General features: G+C 45.3%; 16 protein-coding genes, 1 tRNA gene and 1 pseudogene. 7 read left to right on the forward strand and 11 right to left on the reverse strand.

Annotated features, from left to right (window positions below; all coding sequences use genetic code 11):
- Positions 1 to 296: 296 nt before the first annotated feature.
- Together K4039_RS29845 and gltX are read right to left on the reverse strand one after the other, a co-directional pair.
- Positions 297 to 731, reverse strand: coding sequence for a CAAD domain-containing protein (locus K4039_RS29845; RefSeq protein WP_321161653.1), 435 nt, complete (start codon positions 729 to 731; stop codon positions 297 to 299).
- 303 nt (positions 732 to 1,034) lie between these two features.
- Positions 1,035 to 2,456 (reverse strand): annotated as a pseudogene (gene gltX / locus K4039_RS23235) (glutamate--tRNA ligase); the annotation flags it as partial.
- A 334-nt stretch (positions 2,457 to 2,790) separates the two neighbouring features.
- On the opposite strand from gltX, the gene K4039_RS23240 reads away from it, so the two are divergent.
- Both K4039_RS23240 and K4039_RS23245 read left to right on the forward strand, forming a co-directional pair.
- On the forward strand, positions 2,791 to 3,273 hold the full coding sequence (locus tag K4039_RS23240; RefSeq protein WP_265238885.1) for a thiol-disulfide oxidoreductase DCC family protein: 483 nt from the start codon (positions 2,791 to 2,793) through the stop codon (positions 3,271 to 3,273).
- A gap of 101 nt (positions 3,274 to 3,374) precedes the next feature.
- On the forward strand, positions 3,375 to 3,584 hold the full coding sequence (locus K4039_RS23245) for a hypothetical protein (RefSeq protein WP_265238886.1): 210 nt from the start codon (positions 3,375 to 3,377) through the stop codon (positions 3,582 to 3,584).
- A 97-nt stretch (positions 3,585 to 3,681) separates the two neighbouring features.
- Here K4039_RS23245 and K4039_RS23250 read toward each other — a convergent pair whose 3' ends face one another.
- The 4 genes from K4039_RS23250 to K4039_RS23265 form a co-directional block, all read right to left on the reverse strand.
- Entirely contained in the window at positions 3,682 to 4,347 is a 666-nt protein-coding gene (locus tag K4039_RS23250; RefSeq protein ID WP_265238887.1) for a Uma2 family endonuclease, read from the reverse strand.
- 244 nt (positions 4,348 to 4,591) lie between these two features.
- Positions 4,592 to 4,665, reverse strand: a tRNA-Asp gene (locus tag K4039_RS23255).
- Positions 4,666 to 4,721: 56 nt separating this feature from the next.
- Positions 4,722 to 5,849, reverse strand: a complete 1,128-nt coding sequence (locus K4039_RS23260; protein WP_265238888.1) for an esterase-like activity of phytase family protein — start codon at positions 5,847 to 5,849, stop codon at positions 4,722 to 4,724.
- A 66-nt stretch (positions 5,850 to 5,915) separates the two neighbouring features.
- Positions 5,916 to 7,727 carry a TM0106 family RecB-like putative nuclease gene (locus K4039_RS23265; protein WP_265238889.1) on the reverse strand — a complete coding sequence of 604 codons (1,812 nt, stop codon included), beginning with the start codon at positions 7,725 to 7,727 and terminating at the stop codon, positions 5,916 to 5,918.
- A gap of 225 nt (positions 7,728 to 7,952) precedes the next feature.
- Here K4039_RS23265 and K4039_RS23270 point away from each other — a divergent pair, with 225 nt between their 5' ends.
- Positions 7,953 to 9,161, forward strand: a complete 1,209-nt coding sequence (locus K4039_RS23270; RefSeq protein ID WP_265238890.1) for an aminotransferase class V-fold PLP-dependent enzyme — start codon at positions 7,953 to 7,955, stop codon at positions 9,159 to 9,161.
- A gap of 64 nt (positions 9,162 to 9,225) precedes the next feature.
- Here the strand turns inward: K4039_RS23270 and K4039_RS23275 are convergent, their stop codons facing one another.
- From K4039_RS23275 to K4039_RS23290, 4 genes are all read right to left on the reverse strand, one after another.
- Positions 9,226 to 9,654, reverse strand: a complete 429-nt coding sequence (locus tag K4039_RS23275) for an HNH endonuclease (RefSeq protein ID WP_265238891.1) — start codon at positions 9,652 to 9,654, stop codon at positions 9,226 to 9,228.
- Positions 9,651 to 10,010 (reverse strand): hypothetical protein, encoded by a 360-nt coding sequence (locus tag K4039_RS23280; protein ID WP_265238892.1) that lies wholly within the window; start codon positions 10,008 to 10,010, stop codon positions 9,651 to 9,653. Before K4039_RS23280 ends, K4039_RS23275 begins: the two co-directional genes overlap by 4 nt.
- Before the next feature lie 332 nt (positions 10,011 to 10,342).
- Positions 10,343 to 10,480 carry a hypothetical protein gene (locus K4039_RS23285; protein WP_265238893.1) on the reverse strand — a complete coding sequence of 46 codons (138 nt, stop codon included), beginning with the start codon at positions 10,478 to 10,480 and terminating at the stop codon, positions 10,343 to 10,345.
- A gap of 271 nt (positions 10,481 to 10,751) precedes the next feature.
- On the reverse strand, positions 10,752 to 11,948 hold the full coding sequence (locus tag K4039_RS23290; protein ID WP_265238894.1) for a ferrochelatase: 1,197 nt from the start codon (positions 11,946 to 11,948) through the stop codon (positions 10,752 to 10,754).
- A 578-nt stretch (positions 11,949 to 12,526) separates the two neighbouring features.
- On the opposite strand from K4039_RS23290, the gene K4039_RS23295 reads away from it, so the two are divergent.
- Together K4039_RS23295 and K4039_RS23300 are read left to right on the forward strand one after the other, a co-directional pair.
- Positions 12,527 to 13,111 (forward strand): hypothetical protein, encoded by a 585-nt coding sequence (locus tag K4039_RS23295; RefSeq protein ID WP_265238895.1) that lies wholly within the window; start codon positions 12,527 to 12,529, stop codon positions 13,109 to 13,111.
- Positions 13,104 to 13,829, forward strand: coding sequence for a DUF3120 domain-containing protein (locus K4039_RS23300; RefSeq protein ID WP_265238896.1), 726 nt, complete (start codon positions 13,104 to 13,106; stop codon positions 13,827 to 13,829). The genes K4039_RS23295 and K4039_RS23300 overlap by 8 nt, the downstream gene beginning before the upstream one ends.
- 176 nt (positions 13,830 to 14,005) lie before the next feature.
- On the opposite strand, the gene K4039_RS23305 is transcribed toward K4039_RS23300, so the two are convergent.
- Positions 14,006 to 14,473, reverse strand: coding sequence for an aspartyl protease family protein (locus K4039_RS23305; protein ID WP_265238897.1), 468 nt, complete (start codon positions 14,471 to 14,473; stop codon positions 14,006 to 14,008).
- 168 nt (positions 14,474 to 14,641) lie between these two features.
- On the opposite strand from K4039_RS23305, the gene K4039_RS23310 reads away from it, so the two are divergent.
- Complete coding sequence (locus tag K4039_RS23310) at positions 14,642 to 15,490, forward strand: alpha/beta fold hydrolase (RefSeq protein WP_265238898.1); 849 nt, start codon at positions 14,642 to 14,644, stop codon at positions 15,488 to 15,490.
- Positions 15,491 to 15,598: 108 nt separating this feature from the next.
- Positions 15,599 to 16,750 (forward strand): pentapeptide repeat-containing protein, encoded by a 1,152-nt coding sequence (locus K4039_RS23315; protein WP_265238899.1) that lies wholly within the window; start codon positions 15,599 to 15,601, stop codon positions 16,748 to 16,750.
- Positions 16,751 to 16,796 lie beyond the last annotated feature (46 nt).

Below are 16,796 nucleotides of genomic sequence, written 5' to 3' on the forward strand. Positions count from 1 at the left end.
CGAAAAGTAGCTAATGGATTTAAAGAAACAATGAAAATTATTTTTGATGAATATCTACCAAAATGGAATTATCGTGCAGTGCCGACTATTTAACCAACGCTAAAGTTATTAAATTTTCATTCCTTAGTCCGCGGAGGCGGACATCGTTTATGTAGGTGCGATTTCAATCGTACGTCCGCTCTTTAAGGCGGATTTAACGCGGATTTGAGAGCGTTAAATCATAAAAAAACCCGACACTGACAATATATTTAAAATTGTCAGTGTTGGGTACAATTCAACTAATTACCAGCAAGAATTTAGGACTTTTTGCCAAAAACTTGTTCTTTCAAAGCTTGAATTTCTTGGCCTAATTGTTGGCGGTTGGAAGAGCGCAACAAATAGCGGTAGACAAACCATGCGGCGTATCCAATACCAATTAGCTCAAATGTGGGTGCTAGCAGGGGGATGTCATTGAGTTCGTCTACAATGCCCAAAAGCACTTTCAAAGAAACAATTGAGGCTAAAATTAAACCAACAACTGTCAGAGGACTTTTGTACTGCTCGTAAAAGCTGCCGATGTAAGCAGGAAACTCGGACAAAATTGAGATAATTTGTTCTTTGATCTGCTGGGTCTGACTTGGCGGTTCTTCGGTAATTATGACTTTTGTTGTACCGCTCGAACTGTCTGCTTCATTTCCGGCAGGAATTTCGGTGATGATAACGGTTGTTTCTGGTTCGTTTGATGAAGTCATTTCTCCACTCGCAATAGTTTTTTGCTGGTTGGCGGCAGGTATTTCCACTGCTGCTGCGGTTGTTTCAACTGCCGAAATATCGACTGCTGAAACCTCCGTTCCGACTGTTGAAACAGCCGGCGTTTCGACTGATGTAACTTCCGCTGCTGTTTCAATAGTCGGTGTTTCGACTGTTGAAACCTCGACTGCTGGCTGTTCCGGCGCGGGAGTTTCGGCGGGAGTTTCGGCTTTGGGTTGTTCTGGGGTAGGAGTTTCTACCGCGACACCAACTGCCGGCAAATTCAAGTTGCTAATGGCATCAAGCAAACGGGTTTTAGCTGTCCCGCGCTGGTGAAGGATTACCCAAGATTCTATCAGGTCGGGGCCGTGCATTGCACCTGTCAGAGCTGCTCTGAGCGATCGCATAATTAGCCCTTTGTTCAGATTTTTCTCTTTACTGAGCTTTTTAGTGATTTTCTGAGCTTCGGCTGACTCCAGGGTGGAATGACTTTCCAGAACTTCTAGAACTGCTTGTAAAGCCTGTGCAGCCCCAGGCTGCTGCAACTGTGCGAGTGCTTCTTCTTCGTATTCCACAGTGGGAGAGAAGAACAACTTGCACATATCGACAGCATCGGTTAAGCGAACGAGACTCGGGCCGATTAAAGCAGCTATTTGTTCGAGCCAAGGGCGGTCTGCCTCAAAGTCAAACTCATAACCGGCTTTCTGCCAATAAGGTATCAGCAAATCTGTCAATTGCGGCACTGGCATCTTGTGCAGGTATTGACTGTTGAGCCAATTGAGTTTATCCCAGTCAAATTTTGCACCAGCTTTGTTGACTCGATAGAATGTAAATAATTCTGCTGCTTCCGACAGTGTAAATATTTCCTGCGTTGAATCCGGCGGAGTCCAGCCGAGCAAAGTCATGTAATTGACTAAAGCTTCGGCGAGGTAGCCCATATCTTTGAAGTCAGAAATCGAGGTTACGCCGTCGCGTTTAGAAAGCTTTTGCCCTTGGGAGTTTAAAATCAGGGGCGTGTGGGCAAATTCTGGGATTGTCGCGCCCAAAGCTTCGTAGAGCAATATTTGTTTGGGAGTATTGCCAATGTGATCTTCGCCGCGGATGACGTGGGTGATGGCCATGTCGATGTCATCGACAACTACGGCGAGGTTGTAGAGGGGTTGGCCGATGACGCCGCCGCTGGATGCCCGGGCAATTACCATGTCGCCGCCGAGGTCGCTACCTTTCCAGGTTACGGTGTCGCGCACCATGTCGTTCCAAGAAATTGTGCGATCGTCGTCGATTATAAACCGAATCACAGCTTGTCGCCCTTCGCCTTCAAAAGCTGCGCGTTGTTTGCTTGTCAAGTTGCGGTGGCGGTTGTCGTAGCGGGGGGCTTGTTTGTTGGCTTTTTGTGTTTCCCGCATTTCGTCCAGTTCTTCCGACGTGGTGTAACAGCGGTAGGCGAGTCCATTGTCGAGAAGGGTTTGGACTGCTTGGCGGTATATTTCCAGACGTTGCGATTGAAAACTCGGGCCTTCGTCCCAGTGCATCCCCAGCCAGGTGAGTCCTTCGAGGATGTTATCGGTGTATTCGCTTTTAGAACGTTCTACGTCTGTGTCTTCTACCCGCAGGATGAATGTGCCGCCTTGGTTGCGGGCAAACAGCCAGTTAAATACGGCGGTTCTGGCGGTACCGATGTGGAGGTTTCCGGTGGGACTGGGGGCTAGACGGACTCTGACGTTCATGTATCTTTTTGTTTTTAGATTGGGGGCAATTTGCTGGTTGGGGGATTTGCTGCGGCTGTGACTACAAATTTTATTATATTTTGTTGCCGGCTTGACAGTTGGTTTGCCTCTAATTGCTCGATAATTAGCGCTCAAGCGATCGAGCTAAAATCTCTGGCAACTTAGCAGACGGCATCTTCACGATATTAACATTGCGGGCGACGAAGACTTGATTGACCTTTGGGACTATTTTTCAAAGCACAAATAACTGTCGCAGGAGTGCCCAAGGTGTACCTGATAATTATTAATTCTTGTAAAATATTTGGGTGCGATCGCTCTTAAAACATATTTCCCTATGTCTGCTGCTAAAACCGAGTTTTACGAATCTGTTGAGGTTAACCCCTCTTGGCAAATCGAACTGCTGTACGACGGTGAATGCCCGCTGTGCGTGCGAGAGGTGAACTTTTTGAAGAAACGGGATGCAGGGCGAGGTTTGGTGTCGTTTGTGGATATCGCGGAGGATGGCTACAACCCGGAAGCCCACGGCGGAGTTGACTACGAAACGGCGATGGGCCGGATTCACGCGGTGTTACCCGATGGTACGACGGTTAAAAATGTGGAGGTTTTTCGCCGTATTTATGAGATTCTGGGAATGGGATGGATTTATGCTGTTACTAAGTTGCCGGTGATTGGGGCGATCGCTAATTGGTTGTACGGAATTTGGGCAGATTGGCGGCTGAGGTTGACCCGAAGGCAGGATTTAGTAACTATTATGAGCGATCGAACTGCGCGGGTTGAGTGTGAAACTGAAGGCCGCTGTCGAGCAAAGTCGGAATAGAGTTAAATTGAGTAAGTGCGATCGACCGATTTGCAGATTTCAGCAGGAACCAACTGCAACTAACATTAAAGATTGATTGCTATCGAAAGCAGGTAAAAAAAATGCAAGATGCTGGATATACAGTCTTCATGGGCTTTGGCGGCCTCTGGGTAGTCATGGGAATTGTCGCTGTGATTTTCCTGTTCAAATCGGACGGTCAAAAGCTGAGGTTTGGCAAATGGGGATTGTTGGTTGCTATTCCGATCCTAGTGCCGATCGCGCTGGTTTTGACATATCAGATCGCCCGACCTTTTTTGAACTCGTATCTGTGAGTCTGAAATATTTGATTGGGAAACCGCAGATTTAAGGCAGATAGACACAGATTAACGCAGATGGTTTCAAGAAGATCGAGGGGCTAGAGTTTAAGTATTATTGTTCTGTTGCGGAGGGCGATCGCAATTTCTCTCTCACCCATACTCGCAAAGCATCAATTATCGTCATATCATCCTCCGTCTGGGCCATCTGCAAAAATTGATTGATTATCTCCGCAGAAACAATCGGAAAAGTATTGCTGTATTCACAGATTACATATTCTCCATTCTGAAGTTGAACAAATTGTACAGTCTCTCCAAGATATCTCCATATTTCAGGAACTCCAAGGCTTTTGTAGATAACAAACCGATTAGTAGATGGACTGGTGAGATCTACTTCAATGATTAAATCTGGTGGCGGATCGGTTGATAAGTTAATTCTTCTGCCGCGAATGCGATCGACATTTTGGATATAAAAACACGAATCTGGTTCTGCACCTTGTTTTAAATCTTCACGGTTGAGAGTCGTAGAACCAAATCCCTTACGTTTCAATTTTAATTCGTCACTTAAAGTAGTCACAAACTGTTTTAGTAAACAGTTAATAGTTTCATGCAAGTCTGATGGCATGATAATTTCTAAGACTCCTTGAGAATAATAAAATCGCGAGGATCTCTTGTCCCCCGCTTCTGCTAATAAGCTTTCGTAAGTCTGCCAACTGATATTAGATAATACTATCCGTTGTGTAATTGTTTCCGGTGACGGCTTAATGGGCGTAACGAGCATATTTTCTCACTCCCCAGACAATTTTAGATTTTAGATTTTAGATTTTATACCCAAACTCTGAAAATTATTGCTACATAGAAACTAGAGGCTATCCTATGGGCGAGAAACCCGGTTTCTACGAAATTTTGCGTTTAGTAAGTAGAAATATGGGAATAAACCGGGTTTCTGAGGTGAGTTTGCACACAGAAACAGACTTAATCAAAAGCTTAGCTTTTTGATTGATGACTTGCGATTTACGAGAGAACGGGACAGACGGGGCTCGAACCCGCAACTTCCGCCGTGACAGGGCGGTGCTCTAACCAATTGAACTACTGTCCCTCGTTTTGCCGTTTTTTCAGGCACAATTTCTATTATGCCTATAACCTCACCTTTTGTCAAGAGGTTTTTTGAACTTTTATTTGGAAGCCCAAAATCTGAGTCTCTTGCAGGGGACTGAAGTTGTTGTCACTCACCAAAATCAGACCTCTGCTACCATCGCCTAACTCGGGGCCGAATGTCAACCCCTCAATGTTGTCTAGGGGAATTTTTAGGGTTTCCAAATCCAGCAGCAGCCGTTTTTGAGCGGGAGAAATCTCGCCCAGACGGTTTTTGAGGCTTTCGATCCCTTCTATGCGATCGCCCTTTTCCAAGGAAACCTCAAATAGCCTAACAGTAATGCCGGTTTCCAGGGAGACAGCGCGCTCTAAACTCAGTAAGCGCTTGTCGTCGATCGCCAACAAATCCGCTAAACCGTTGGTAGTGAATTTTCCCACAGGATTTGCACCAGAAGGTAGCGGTTCGGTGATGTAGGCAAAGGAGGCATCTGGATTGCCGCTTAACGCATCGTAGCGCAGAATCCGGCACGGGCTGCCTTTTTCCAAGGAAGGCACGGCGCCATCCTGTACCATAGCGTTTTCGGTGGCGGTGAATAGGTATTTGCGATCGGGCGTTAAAGTCAAACTTTCAAAAGCGAAATTGTTGCGGATGCCTTTGGTGCCTTTGTCGTCTGGCAAAAATAGATCGGGAATTGGCAGCGTTTTGAGCAGTTTACCGTCGAGGGAGAATTCTTTGATGAAAGGATTGATTTGGCGATCGACATCTCCCTCCGAAGAAACAAACACGCTATTGCCAGTAAAAGTTATCCCTTCGGTATCTAAACTTAATTCTGGAAAGCTTTTACCGTTTTCATCTAATAAAGTCGTGACACCAGTAAATTCAATCTTTTCTTTTTCCAATTTACCCGATTTCAAGTTTATTTTGAGAGAATAAAAGCGAGCCGGAGCCTTGCTGCTGCGGTCATCGGAAATGGCATAATAAACTTTTTTTTCGGCATCGTAAGTAATCCCCGAAAGTCCGCCAATTTCTGTTCCTTGAAACGGAGAACCTGTCGGAAATATTGCTCTTCCGATAAAATCTATTTTGGTGAGGGCAAAAGATTGTACTGACAAATTTATCAAAATTGCCACAGTTGCTGCTATCAAAAAACAGGCAATAAATATAGTTGCCTTTTCTAAATTTCGCATTTTACTATCTTCTTCTCTTTCTGACTTCGTGCCCTTTGCGCCTTCGCGGTTCGTTTAATCATAAAATCACTGTTTTTGACTTAACAAAAAATTAGTCAACCAATCTTTAACAATGTAAGTAGCGCGACAGTCGTCCTCATTGTAGCGGACGATCGCCTCCAAGATCGATCGATCGCCAGTTTGGAGCCAATCATCGTACCAACAGACACACTGAGCCCCATTAGCCTTAGCATCGCGCCAGTCAAAACCAAGCCAGCGGGCGATGGGTTTGAGCGCGTAACTTTCCACCGGCATAATCGCCTGCTGCGTCACTTGCTTGTGGATATCTACAAACCTTTTCAGCACGGGTTTCCACAAATAAGCTGGAGTATGGTAAAGTTTAGCTAGGCGTTTAAAAGTCTTGACTTCGTAGTCGCAAAAGTGGAAAATCGGAGCAATGGGATAAGCCCACATTAATTCTAAAAATTGCTCCCAGATTGCACCTTCCTCGGCTGCCGATTCTGCCAGAAAACCGTGGAATTTTTCAGTCTTGTTGTACCTATCGACAACTAAGACTCCGTGGAGATAATCTAAATTCATCTCCGGTTCCGCTTCAATGTCAAAATAGAGTTCGATTGGGGCGATCGGCAAAAAGACAGATTGAGAATAAGGAATTGGCTTGCTGCGGAGAATTGGCGCTGGTTTAGAAAGTGCAGCAGATTTATTTTCTGTAGTTTTTACAGACTCAATTTTAGCTATTACTAAACTATTTATTGCATTTTCTGGTATTCTGATAAACTGATTAACCGCTTCCACAGCAGAACCTCTATCCGTGACATCCGCTAAATCCGTTACAGAATCGGCTGCCGAACCTCTATCCGTGACATCCGCTAAATCCGCTACAGAATCCGCTGCCGAACTTCCTTCTTCCCGCAATAACGGTTGATTTAGCAAATGAGATTGAGCTTGCCGCACCACATCAAAAGCAACTCTTTCGGGGAATTCTGGATAATCAGCCAGCAATGGGGAACTAGCATTAGCGAGAGATTCTACATCAGTAATTTCGAGAGTCTTTAATCTACCATAGCGGCCGGCAGTAACTCCCGGCAATAAAGAAAGATGTTTAATAGATTCAGCTTCGGCATGACAGACAGTATACCAGCCACAAAGATTGCACTTTTGGCGGGAAATGAACACCTCTGGTTTATCCCGATTTTTGATCATCTGAATGCAGTTATCTAAAATCTCGAACATCTGAGGAGTTCGCTGATCGAGATTCACTTGCCAATGTCCTTTTTTTCGCAGCATCAGCCACGCAGTCTCTGGCATTGTTCCCTGCATGGAAGCTAACACTTGGGCATGAAAAGCTGCAATAATTTGATAGTCTAGTTTCGGTCTTTTGCTAAGCCAAATATCCACAGTTACGTAACTCCAATCGCCAAATTTTGATTGTCCCGGCTGTTTGATCAATAAATGCGGACGGCTGACGAGGGTAATGTTTGAAGAGTGCAGGATTGAGGAGGAAAGATGAACAGGAGTTTCGGGAATTTCGCCACTTGCGGGGGAATATTGACTGTCAATTCCTACCAGAGAATCTGTGGCGCTGTTGGTTTTGCCGAATTCGCCCCGGATGAGCACTCCTCGGTAAATGCGATCGACTCCTTGCTGCATTAAACTCAAAGTAGCGATCGCGCCAGCTTCCCAATCCCCTCTAGGATATGATGGTTGTTGGTAAGTCTCGTGTTCCAAAACTTGCTGCTGGTATGCGGCGCTGTCGCGCATCAGTTTCAACAAAAAGTCGCTGGGGGGGTCTAGTTGTTTCCAGTCTCCGCAGGTGTCTAAAAATGCTCGGAGATTGCATCGTTGATAGGAAAGTAGCAGTTTGTCAGTTATTAACATTTAGTATTCGCAAGGGCATAGAATAATTAGAAGGAAGAAGGAAGAAGGAAGAAGGAAGAAGGAAGAAGGAAGAAGGAAGAAGGAAGAAGGAAGAAGGAGGAAAGCCTTTCGACTTCGCTCAAGGTAAAAGGAAGAAGGAAGAAGGAAGAAGAAGCCTTTGTTAGTGAGGTTTTGGACGATCGACATTTATGCAATATTAACGTTATCAACAATTCCCCAGAAAAAATGACAAAGGACAATCACCGGCAACAATTTCCAGCTTTGGCCAATAAAGCTTATTTTAACTACGGCGGACAAGGGCCGCTGCCTGAGTCTGCTTTAGAGGCGATTTATGAGGCTTACAAGCGGGTGCAGCTTGGGGGGCCGTTTTCGGGGGAGGTGGGGGCTTGGGTGGTTCAGGAGGCGATGCTGACGCGACGGGCGATCGCATCTGAGTTGGCCGTACCTGCTGAAACCATCGCCCTGACTGAGGATGTCACCGTGGGCTGCAATATTGCGCTGTGGGGCATTGATTGGAAAGCGGGCGATCGACTGCTGCTTTCTGATTGCGAACATCCGGGCATTGTAGCTAGTGTAATGGAACTTCAGCGCCGTTTCAAGATTGAGGTTGATGTTTGTCCATTGGCGGCAACTTTGAATGAAGGATCTCCTGTTCAGGTAATTGCTGATAGTTTGCGGCCAAATACTCGGTTGTTGGTAATCAGTCACATTTTGTGGAATACCGGTCAAGTTTTGCCTCTTAATGAGATTGTGAAAGTGTGTCATGAACCCCCCCTAACCCCCCCTTGCCAAGGGGGGGGACAAGAGAGTTTTAATGCTAAAAGTCGCAAAGTTAGAGTCTTAGTTGATGCGGCTCAATCTGTGGGGGTTTTGCCTTTAAATTTGATTGAATCGGGGGTTGACTTTTATGCTTTTACTGGTCACAAATGGTGGTGTGGCCCGGAAGGTTTGGGCGGACTGTATGTAAGTGCGGCGGCTTTGGCAGATTTGCACCCGGTGTTTATCGGTTGGCGGGGAATTGTGACGGATTCTAGTGCTAAAGTGCTTGGCCCGAAGGCTGGATCGCAGCGCTACGAGATTGCGACTTCGGCTTATCCTTTGTATGCGGGTTTGCGAAGTGCGATCGCCCTTCAACACGAATGGGGAACAATTGCAGAAAGGTATGCAGAAATTTGTCGTTTGAGCAAGTATCTTTGGGAGCGTTTGTCGGAACTTCCCGATGTGGAATGTTTGCGAACATCTGCGCCGGAAGCTGGTTTAGTTTCGTTTCGATTGATGAATGGGATGCCGCACAACCAGTTGGTTAATTTGTTGGAAAAACAGGGAATTATGGTGAGGACAATTCTTTCTCCTGACTGCGTGCGGGCTTGCGTTCACTATTTTACCACTGAGGCGGAGATCGATCGGTTGGTTGAGGCGATCGCAATACTGTAGGGTGCACCGCCGTCTTGAATAAAAATTTGTTAAAGAGGTTATGTTGTGGCTTGAACGCGATGGATTAATCAGGCTTGATTAACGATCGCGTTTTGCTCAATAGCTTGCGTTGTGTCAGGCATTCTGCGCCATTAACCTGCAATAAACGTACAGTCACTCGACCGATCACAGTTAGAGATTCGATCGCACCACTTTCAGTTTGAAGTTTAAAATTCTCTTCCCAGCGATCTTTTCGAGGGTTGTAAAGTCGAACTACTTCACCTGTTTCTGGATCGATAGAGGCAATATCGCTGCCTTTATTTTTGTTACAAAGTGAGCAAGATAAAGCCCGATTACTTTCAACTGTTTCGCCCCTGTGTTTTTCTGCGATGATATGGTCTACCTGATGAGACGAGAGGGCGAGTGTTTCTGGGATTAAACAATATTCACAGCATCCTTTGGCGCGATCGCATACCATGCGTCGCAAACTAGCTGAAACGTAGGTTTTGCTCATGCAGCCTCGCTCATTTTCACCAAAGCTTGCGCTTTTGCAATGCGTACTAAATGCTCGATAAATTCGTATTGTTGCCACAAACGCTGCTCGATCGGCGTAAGTCCTTCTGTGCGGTTTTTCTCTAATAAAGTATCGATTTCCGATTGAAGAGAGTCGGACAAACGCAGGGCTAATATTTCTTGTGGCGACGGTAAACTTGCTATAAATTCTAATATCTGCCTGAGTGCAGAAAAACCGTTTGAAGGATTGGCTTCGACTTCCCTCAATCCTAGCATCAAAATCTGTGGTAATTCATCTTTGAGAGGATCTAGCCGCAGTGCTAGTTCGTCGGGAATTTGAAGAGTAATTGTTGCCATTGTTTTTAGTTACTGACGCTCTAATTTAATTCTAGCATAATATCAAGTTCGATCGCTCTTTGTGTAAAGGGGATTCGCAGGCAGTGTTTCAATGGTTTGGAGAAGTTGTTCTTTGATGGTCATAATCTATATGTAGATGCAATAGCGGTTTATAAATTTGCAACTTCGATAATTTGCTCGGTGGCAATAGATGCGTCTATTTCCTCTCCCAATGTGGGGATTCTGCTAGCACCTTTATGCTACCAAACTTCTTTCCCCACAGCAACTCCACTATCAATCTCACTATGAAGGTTCTCAGGCGTTATTGCCTCAACCAATTCCTCAAGCGAATACTACTGCTGCTTGAGGGCGGCCACTTTTTCGGGTACAGCCCAGAGGATAAACTCATCAAGTGAAATGCCTTGGAGTGCCGCCAATCTTTCGGCTTCTTGCTGTAATTGAAGGGGTAAGTTTAATGTGTAGGGTTTCATTGATATAAATTCCGTTTGCTAATAGGATTGCAGATAGGGAGATAGTTGAGTTTAACAGTGTATCAAGTTTTCAAAATTTGAAAAAACTTTAGGTTTCATCTTAGCGCGATATCTCTGCGGGATGTTACCTAATGGCTCATAATTCATATTTACCCCCAAATTTCGACCTACACACTCAGACAAAAGAAACCGGGTTTTTCACTAAATCTGCCATTTCCACGCAGTATCTTCGCAAAAAACCCGGTTTCTGAACTCTCAGGCCCAAGTCCTATTAGTGACTGTGCCCGTGATCACCGTGAGAATGCCCACCGTGAGAATGACCGTGATCGCCATGAGAATGCCCATGATCGCCATGAGAATGTGCATGATCCCGAACAGCCAAACTCGGATTAACCGCGATCGCACTTTCACTCAACAACGCTTCAATCTGCGGATTTGCCCACTCCGCCGCCATTTTCAGGAACTCAGGACGATCGTTCACACAAGGCAATTTGCGGTAAGTTACACCTTTACGCTGTTTCTGCAAAGACTCAATAATATGGTCAACATCTAACAAAGTTTCGTGATTTTCCGTCGCAAATCCGATCGGCATAAACACGATCGCAGTTGCACCCAAATCAATCAAATTCTTCGCAGCCAACGTCGCATCCGGCTGAGTCCACTCAATCAGAGGCGTGTCATGATTCAGCCAACCCACCGAAATCAAAGGATAGCGATACATCAAACGTTCCCGCACGCGATCGAACAAAGCCTGACTTTCCACAATACCCGAAGTGAAGCCCTTAGCCTTGTGCGGACAACCGTGATTCATCAGCACAATCCCAATCTGAGAAGGCAAATGCGCTACTGCTAAATCATTCTTAATTTCCGCTTCAACCAAATCAGCCATTAGCTGAATATAAGCCGGTTCATCGTAAAAAGAAGGAATGTAGCGCTGTCCTGTTACCCAATGTTCTTTGCCATCAAAGGTTTGTGCTAAAGCATTGTTCACCTGTTCCACAGCAATCCCGCTAGTGAAAACAGAATCAACAACCAACAGCGGATAAATCAGAATTTTGTCAAATCCTTCTGCTTTAATTTGCGGGATTACTTGTTCCGGCAAAAACGGCGCGCAAAAGTTAAAAGCTTTGAATACTTTTACTTTATCGCCCCATTTTTCCTGCAAATTCTTTTCAATCCCGGCGCGCTGCTGTTCAAAAATAGCATTGTGCGGCGAAACAAATTGACCGTGTTGGTGACTCCACTCGTGCAAGTCAAAAATTGCTAAAATCTTCGCCAGCGGCGGATAAATCCAAGTCGGTACCGGCGCGAATTTGGCGGTAAGTAAATTTAAAGCTTGTTCGTTGTAGTTGGCAAAATCGTCGTAGCTTTCGACTTCGCCGTAACCCATCAGCAAGACAGCAACGCGATCGTTACTTGCGGGTGCTGGAGATGTTTTTAACTGAATTTTTTCTGGAGAAGCAACCACTTTGTATTCCTCGATTTTATTTATTCTAAGAGATCCAGGCAGGATGAAGGGTGAATCTGAGATTTTTCATTTTTGGCGATCGCACGAAGGTTGCGTGCGGGGCTGATTCCCGGTTTCTGCACCGATACTTCCTGGCTAAATTTCTTATTTATCCAAGAAACCGGATTGATGAGTGTCAGTCCTAAATCGGCTTTTTGACTTCGATACGAAACCCGTAGGGTGATTAGATCGCAGGCATCTAATTTTCAGAATCCTGTTTCTTTAAGCTTTTGTGGGGTGGGCTTCGACGCCGCCCGAAAAGTTAAATCTAAATACAGAACAGCTTAAAGCTCGAATCAGGCTTTGCTAAGCCTGACAGGAAATGGGGTAGGGGGGGATAATTTTTATCTTTTCTTAAGACTCTCTCACCTTGCCTGTGATTCAAGCTGTTTGGAGCGTTCCCAGCACTTAAATTGGGGGGATACTCTTCAAACTTTGCTCTATTATAAGTTTAACACCTTATCCCCCCAGGTGGTATATGATATAGTAGACATATGATAAAGTTATGTTGCGAACTATATTAACTTTCTTGACGCACTATGAGACTGGTAATTTGCCCCGGAGTTCACGAACCAAAACTCACTGATTGTTTCCTAGCGGGACTTTCGGAGGTTTGGGAAGACGAATATCCTCGGCAAAATCCGCAAATAGTCGATCGCGTCAAGGTTTTTCCCGCTCATAAATATCCGCCTTTTTCAGCCCTTGACATATTGCATTTTTTGTGCAGCCAAGACTTAGCCGGAGAAAATCTAGTATTTGTCAGCTTTTCGGCAGGAGTAGCCGGGGCGATCGGGGCGGCTTGGATGTGGCAGCAAATCGGCGGCCAAGTCGGGGCATTTTTTGCCCTAGACGGCTGGGGAGTACCCCTGGGGGGCACTTTCCCCATCCACCGCATCAGCCACGATAGCTTCACGCACTGGAGTTCAGCCATTCTCGGCAGCGGTGGAGACAGCTTTTATGCAGATCCAGAGCTCGCACATTTGGAATTATGGCGATCGCCCCAAACGGCAAAAGGCTGGCACATCAGCCACACAGCCGCCGGCACTGAGACAGCCGCACCCACAACCGCAGCAAAATTTTTAGTCCACCTATTGAAACAGTACGGAGTCCAATCAGTTGTTTAATTTAGATTTAGTATCATCTGCGATCGCACCTATTGTCACCGTTTCCCGCCTAGAAAATTCTGTCACTTCTGACAAAACCAACAGCATCAAACAGTGGCTAATATTTAGCGCCTCAGCATTCTTAGTCTCAATTCCCGTCTTCGTGCAAGCACCTTTAGTTAGATTATATCCAACTATCAGCTTGCTTTCCACAATTCCCTGGTTCGTCCTCAGTTTAGTGCTAATTTTTCGCCCCAAAACCCAACTGTGGGGAGATTTATTATTAGGATTTGCCGGATGTTGGCTGGCAGGTTCCATCTATTGGGGCTGGTTTAGATGGGAACCTATTTTACATCTACCTATAGAAGCAATTGGCTTGCCTTTTGCTGTTTGGTGCTTGAACAAATCCTGGGGAAAAGTTGGCAGTTATTTTTACTTGGGATCCCTATTTGGCACGGCTATTACTGATTTATATTTTTATTTAACTGGGTTGATGCCTTACTGGCGCAAAGTCATGCACGCAGAACCGGAATTCGCGATGCCGATTTTTCAAAGTGCGATCGGGCAAATTGACACTCCTTGGGGCATAAGTTGCGCTTTAGTTTTAATCGCTGTGTTGCTAACAGTGGGTTTGGTGAGTTTGCGCGACAAGCAATTGCACTGGCGCGCCTTCAGCGGAGCCGTTTTGAGCACGCTTTTGGTGGATGGTTTGTTTTGGCTGGCTGCTTCTGCTGTTTGAGATTTTTGGATATTTTTGACCGCAGATGTGGGCGGATTGACGCTGATTGACGCTGATTTTTTGATGAATCATTTGTAGTTCTGTTGTAGAGTGCGTCAGTTTTCGGTTTTGTAGAAAAAATTTTGGTTTCTCAACTGACGTACCTTACTTGTTGTGGCTAGGTATTATATTTTTTATTATCCCCCTGTTCGCTTGATATAAGTCACAGGATAATCAGGATTAGTTGGATTCCTGATTAACTGCTGATTCTTACAATCCACGAGCAAATCTAACTTCTCCAAAACCACCTGACCAATTAATACCTCATCACCTGTCACCAGAGCATCCTCCGTAGTCCTGCGTCCATCAATTTCAATTAATATAGCCTCCGTTACTCCTACTGTGTCTTGACGACCATCGGCATACTTAACAACTTGCTGTCCTATAATCCGCAAACCTAGCTGCTGCAAAATTTCTGCTGAAATTACTAGGTAAACCGATCCTGTATCGACTAGAGCTTCTGTTTCACACTCGCGCAACAGCCGAGGCGCGAGCAATCCGCGACTAATTAGAGCTTCATCTATGGCATTTGTCAGCTTTACCTGAGTCTTAACTGCCCCCATATTCTTGATTCCATCCAATTCTAATTTATTTAATTCTTTCATAATAAATTGTCGGTGAATCTTTTTATGCTTACATTATACGAATTCTGCTAACCCAGACGCGATCGCCCCTGATTAACCCAGATTTTTTGAGATGAGTATTTAGCTTTAACAATTATGAGTTACAATCTAAAATCTAAAATCTAAAATCTAAAATCTAAAATTAAGCTCATGGCTTTTCTTTCAATTGGCGGTGTAGAACATTATTACGAGTGGATAACCGCAGACAACAGCGCCCAACCCAGCGGCAAACCAGTAATGGTATTTCTCCACGGCTGGGCAGGCTCGGCGCGCTACTGGGAAAGCACGGCGCGGGCTATTGCTGATGATTTTGATTGTTTGCTGTATGATATGAGAGGTTTTGGTCGATCGCCCTTACCGCCATCACCTCCTGAGTCCAGCTACGAACTCGAAACCTACGCCCACGACTTAGCGGAATTATTAACATCTCTGAATTTAAGCCGAGTCTTTCTGAATGCTCACTCCACAGGAGCATCTATTGCGACTTTATTTCTCAACCTTTACCCCGAAAAAGTAGAAAAAGCCATACTCACTTGCAGCGGTATTTTTGAATATGACGAGAAATCCTTCACCACCTTTCACAAATTCGGCGGCTATGTGGTCAAATTTCGCCCGTCTTGGCTGGCTTCTATCCCGTTTGCCGATCGCATCTTTATGGCCAGATTTCTCCGCCGTTCCCTCCCCACAGCGGTCAGTTTAGCATTTCTCAAGGATTTCTTAATGGCTGACGAGGAAGCTGCGATCGGTACAATGGTGACAGCAGTCAGCAAGAGAGCAGCCGAGGAAATGCCCCAAGAATTCGCACGGTTGAGTGTTCCCACGCTGCTTGTAGCCGGAGAGTTCGATCAAATTATCCCCGCCGTCATGGCAGAGCAAGCAGCCTCCCTCAGCAAAAAAGTAGAATTTGTTATAATTCCCAATACAGCTCACTTCCCAATGCTGGAGGATGCCGCCACATATTTGCAGCTAATCCGAGACTTTTTGCCAGCAGTAGCTTAGCTGAGTTATAGTGCATCCAATGTACGATCGGACAAACAAGCTTTTATAGCCGTTTTTGCTCCGATCTTAATTTTTAGTTAATAATTTCTTAAAGCGAAAGGTGGTAATATGAACGACCTCGACCAATATTATAAAGTGCTGGGAATCTTGCCGGGAGCTTCCCGAGAAGAAATTACTCAAGCCTACAAGGATTTAGCGTTCATTTGGCACCCCGATCGCATCCCCAAAGATAATCCTAGACTACTACATAAAGCTGAAGAAAAGATTAAGGAAATTAATCAAGCTCGCGAACAATTGCGATCGATTCATCCCAGAGGTGATAATCAGAACGTTCAGCACAGAAATACTCAGCACAAACACACCCAGCCACAAAATACTCAGCAGCAAAAAACCCAGCAGCAAAATACTCAGCAGCAAAACACCCAGCAGCAAAATACTCAGTACAGAAACACCCAGCAGCAAAACACCCAGCAGCAAAATACTCAGTACAGAAACACTCAGCAGCAAAACACCCAGCAGCAAAATACTCAGTACAGAAACACTCAGCAGCAAAACACCCAGCAGCAAAATACTCAATACAGAAATACTCAGTACCAAGACAGTCAGCAACAAAACACTCAGTACAGAAATACTCAGTACCAAGACAGTCAGCAACAAAACACTCAGTACAGAAATACTCAGTATCAAGACAGTCAGCAACAAAACACCCAGCCGTCGCCAGCAACACCAAAAGAGCCCCGCTACTATTCCGAGCCCTCTTCAGGAAAATATGCTGGCAATTATGCGGGAAATTATGGTGGAAACTCTTCTGCAAATCCGACGGGGCCCTATTCAGATACCTCCCGCTACCAATCGCCGCAGCCATCTCCGTCTTACCGCCAAGCTGCGCCACAAGCCCCCGATTTAAGCGGTTCCAACTTCAAAGGAGCTGCGTTAAAAGAAAAGGATTTTTCAGGGAGAAACTTGAGCAATGCCAACCTGAGTGAAGCTGATTTAAGCGATACTTTTCTGCACAACATCAACCTCACAGGTGCGAATTTACAAAAAGCTAACTTGTTTAGAGCTAACCTGTTAGGAGCTTGTTTGATCAATGCCAATTTGAGAGAAACTAATTTAATCGGAGCCGATTTGAGTGGTGCAGACTTGAGCGGTGCGGATTTAACAGGTGCTAAAATCGGTTATGGCGATCGGGTTATGGTAAAACTCACGGGAGCTAGATTAACAGGTACAATCTTGCCCGACGGTACGGTGCACAATTAAAGGATTAAGTTTTTTGTCACTTCTACAGGCAAAAATCTGCCCAGGG

This window comes from Lyngbya sp. CCAP 1446/10 (assembly GCF_026130175.1).
Lineage (GTDB): Bacteria > Cyanobacteriota > Cyanobacteriia > Cyanobacteriales > Microcoleaceae > Microcoleus.

What these genes read in the sequence shown, in the direction of transcription:
- K4039_RS29845 (WP_321161653.1), bottom strand. Translation starts at nt 731, where the DNA reads ATGACTTCATCAAACGAACCAGAAACAACCGTTATCATCACCGAAATT.
- K4039_RS23240 (WP_265238885.1), top strand. Translation starts at nt 2,791, where the DNA reads ATGTCTGCTGCTAAAACCGAGTTTTACGAATCTGTTGAGGTTAACCCC.
- K4039_RS23245 (WP_265238886.1), top strand. Translation starts at nt 3,375, where the DNA reads ATGCAAGATGCTGGATATACAGTCTTCATGGGCTTTGGCGGCCTCTGG.
- K4039_RS23250 (WP_265238887.1), bottom strand. Translation starts at nt 4,347, where the DNA reads ATGCTCGTTACGCCCATTAAGCCGTCACCGGAAACAATTACACAACGG.
- K4039_RS23260 (WP_265238888.1), bottom strand. Translation starts at nt 5,849, where the DNA reads ATGCGAAATTTAGAAAAGGCAACTATATTTATTGCCTGTTTTTTGATA.
- K4039_RS23265 (WP_265238889.1), bottom strand. Translation starts at nt 7,727, where the DNA reads ATGTTAATAACTGACAAACTGCTACTTTCCTATCAACGATGCAATCTC.
- K4039_RS23270 (WP_265238890.1), top strand. Translation starts at nt 7,953, where the DNA reads ATGACAAAGGACAATCACCGGCAACAATTTCCAGCTTTGGCCAATAAA.
- K4039_RS23275 (WP_265238891.1), bottom strand. Translation starts at nt 9,654, where the DNA reads ATGAGCAAAACCTACGTTTCAGCTAGTTTGCGACGCATGGTATGCGAT.
- K4039_RS23280 (WP_265238892.1), bottom strand. Translation starts at nt 10,010, where the DNA reads ATGGCAACAATTACTCTTCAAATTCCCGACGAACTAGCACTGCGGCTA.
- K4039_RS23285 (WP_265238893.1), bottom strand. Translation starts at nt 10,480, where the DNA reads ATGAAACCCTACACATTAAACTTACCCCTTCAATTACAGCAAGAAGCC.
- K4039_RS23295 (WP_265238895.1), top strand. Translation starts at nt 12,527, where the DNA reads ATGAGACTGGTAATTTGCCCCGGAGTTCACGAACCAAAACTCACTGAT.
- K4039_RS23305 (WP_265238897.1), bottom strand. Translation starts at nt 14,473, where the DNA reads ATGAAAGAATTAAATAAATTAGAATTGGATGGAATCAAGAATATGGGG.
- K4039_RS23310 (WP_265238898.1), top strand. Translation starts at nt 14,642, where the DNA reads ATGGCTTTTCTTTCAATTGGCGGTGTAGAACATTATTACGAGTGGATA.
- K4039_RS23315 (WP_265238899.1), top strand. Translation starts at nt 15,599, where the DNA reads ATGAACGACCTCGACCAATATTATAAAGTGCTGGGAATCTTGCCGGGA.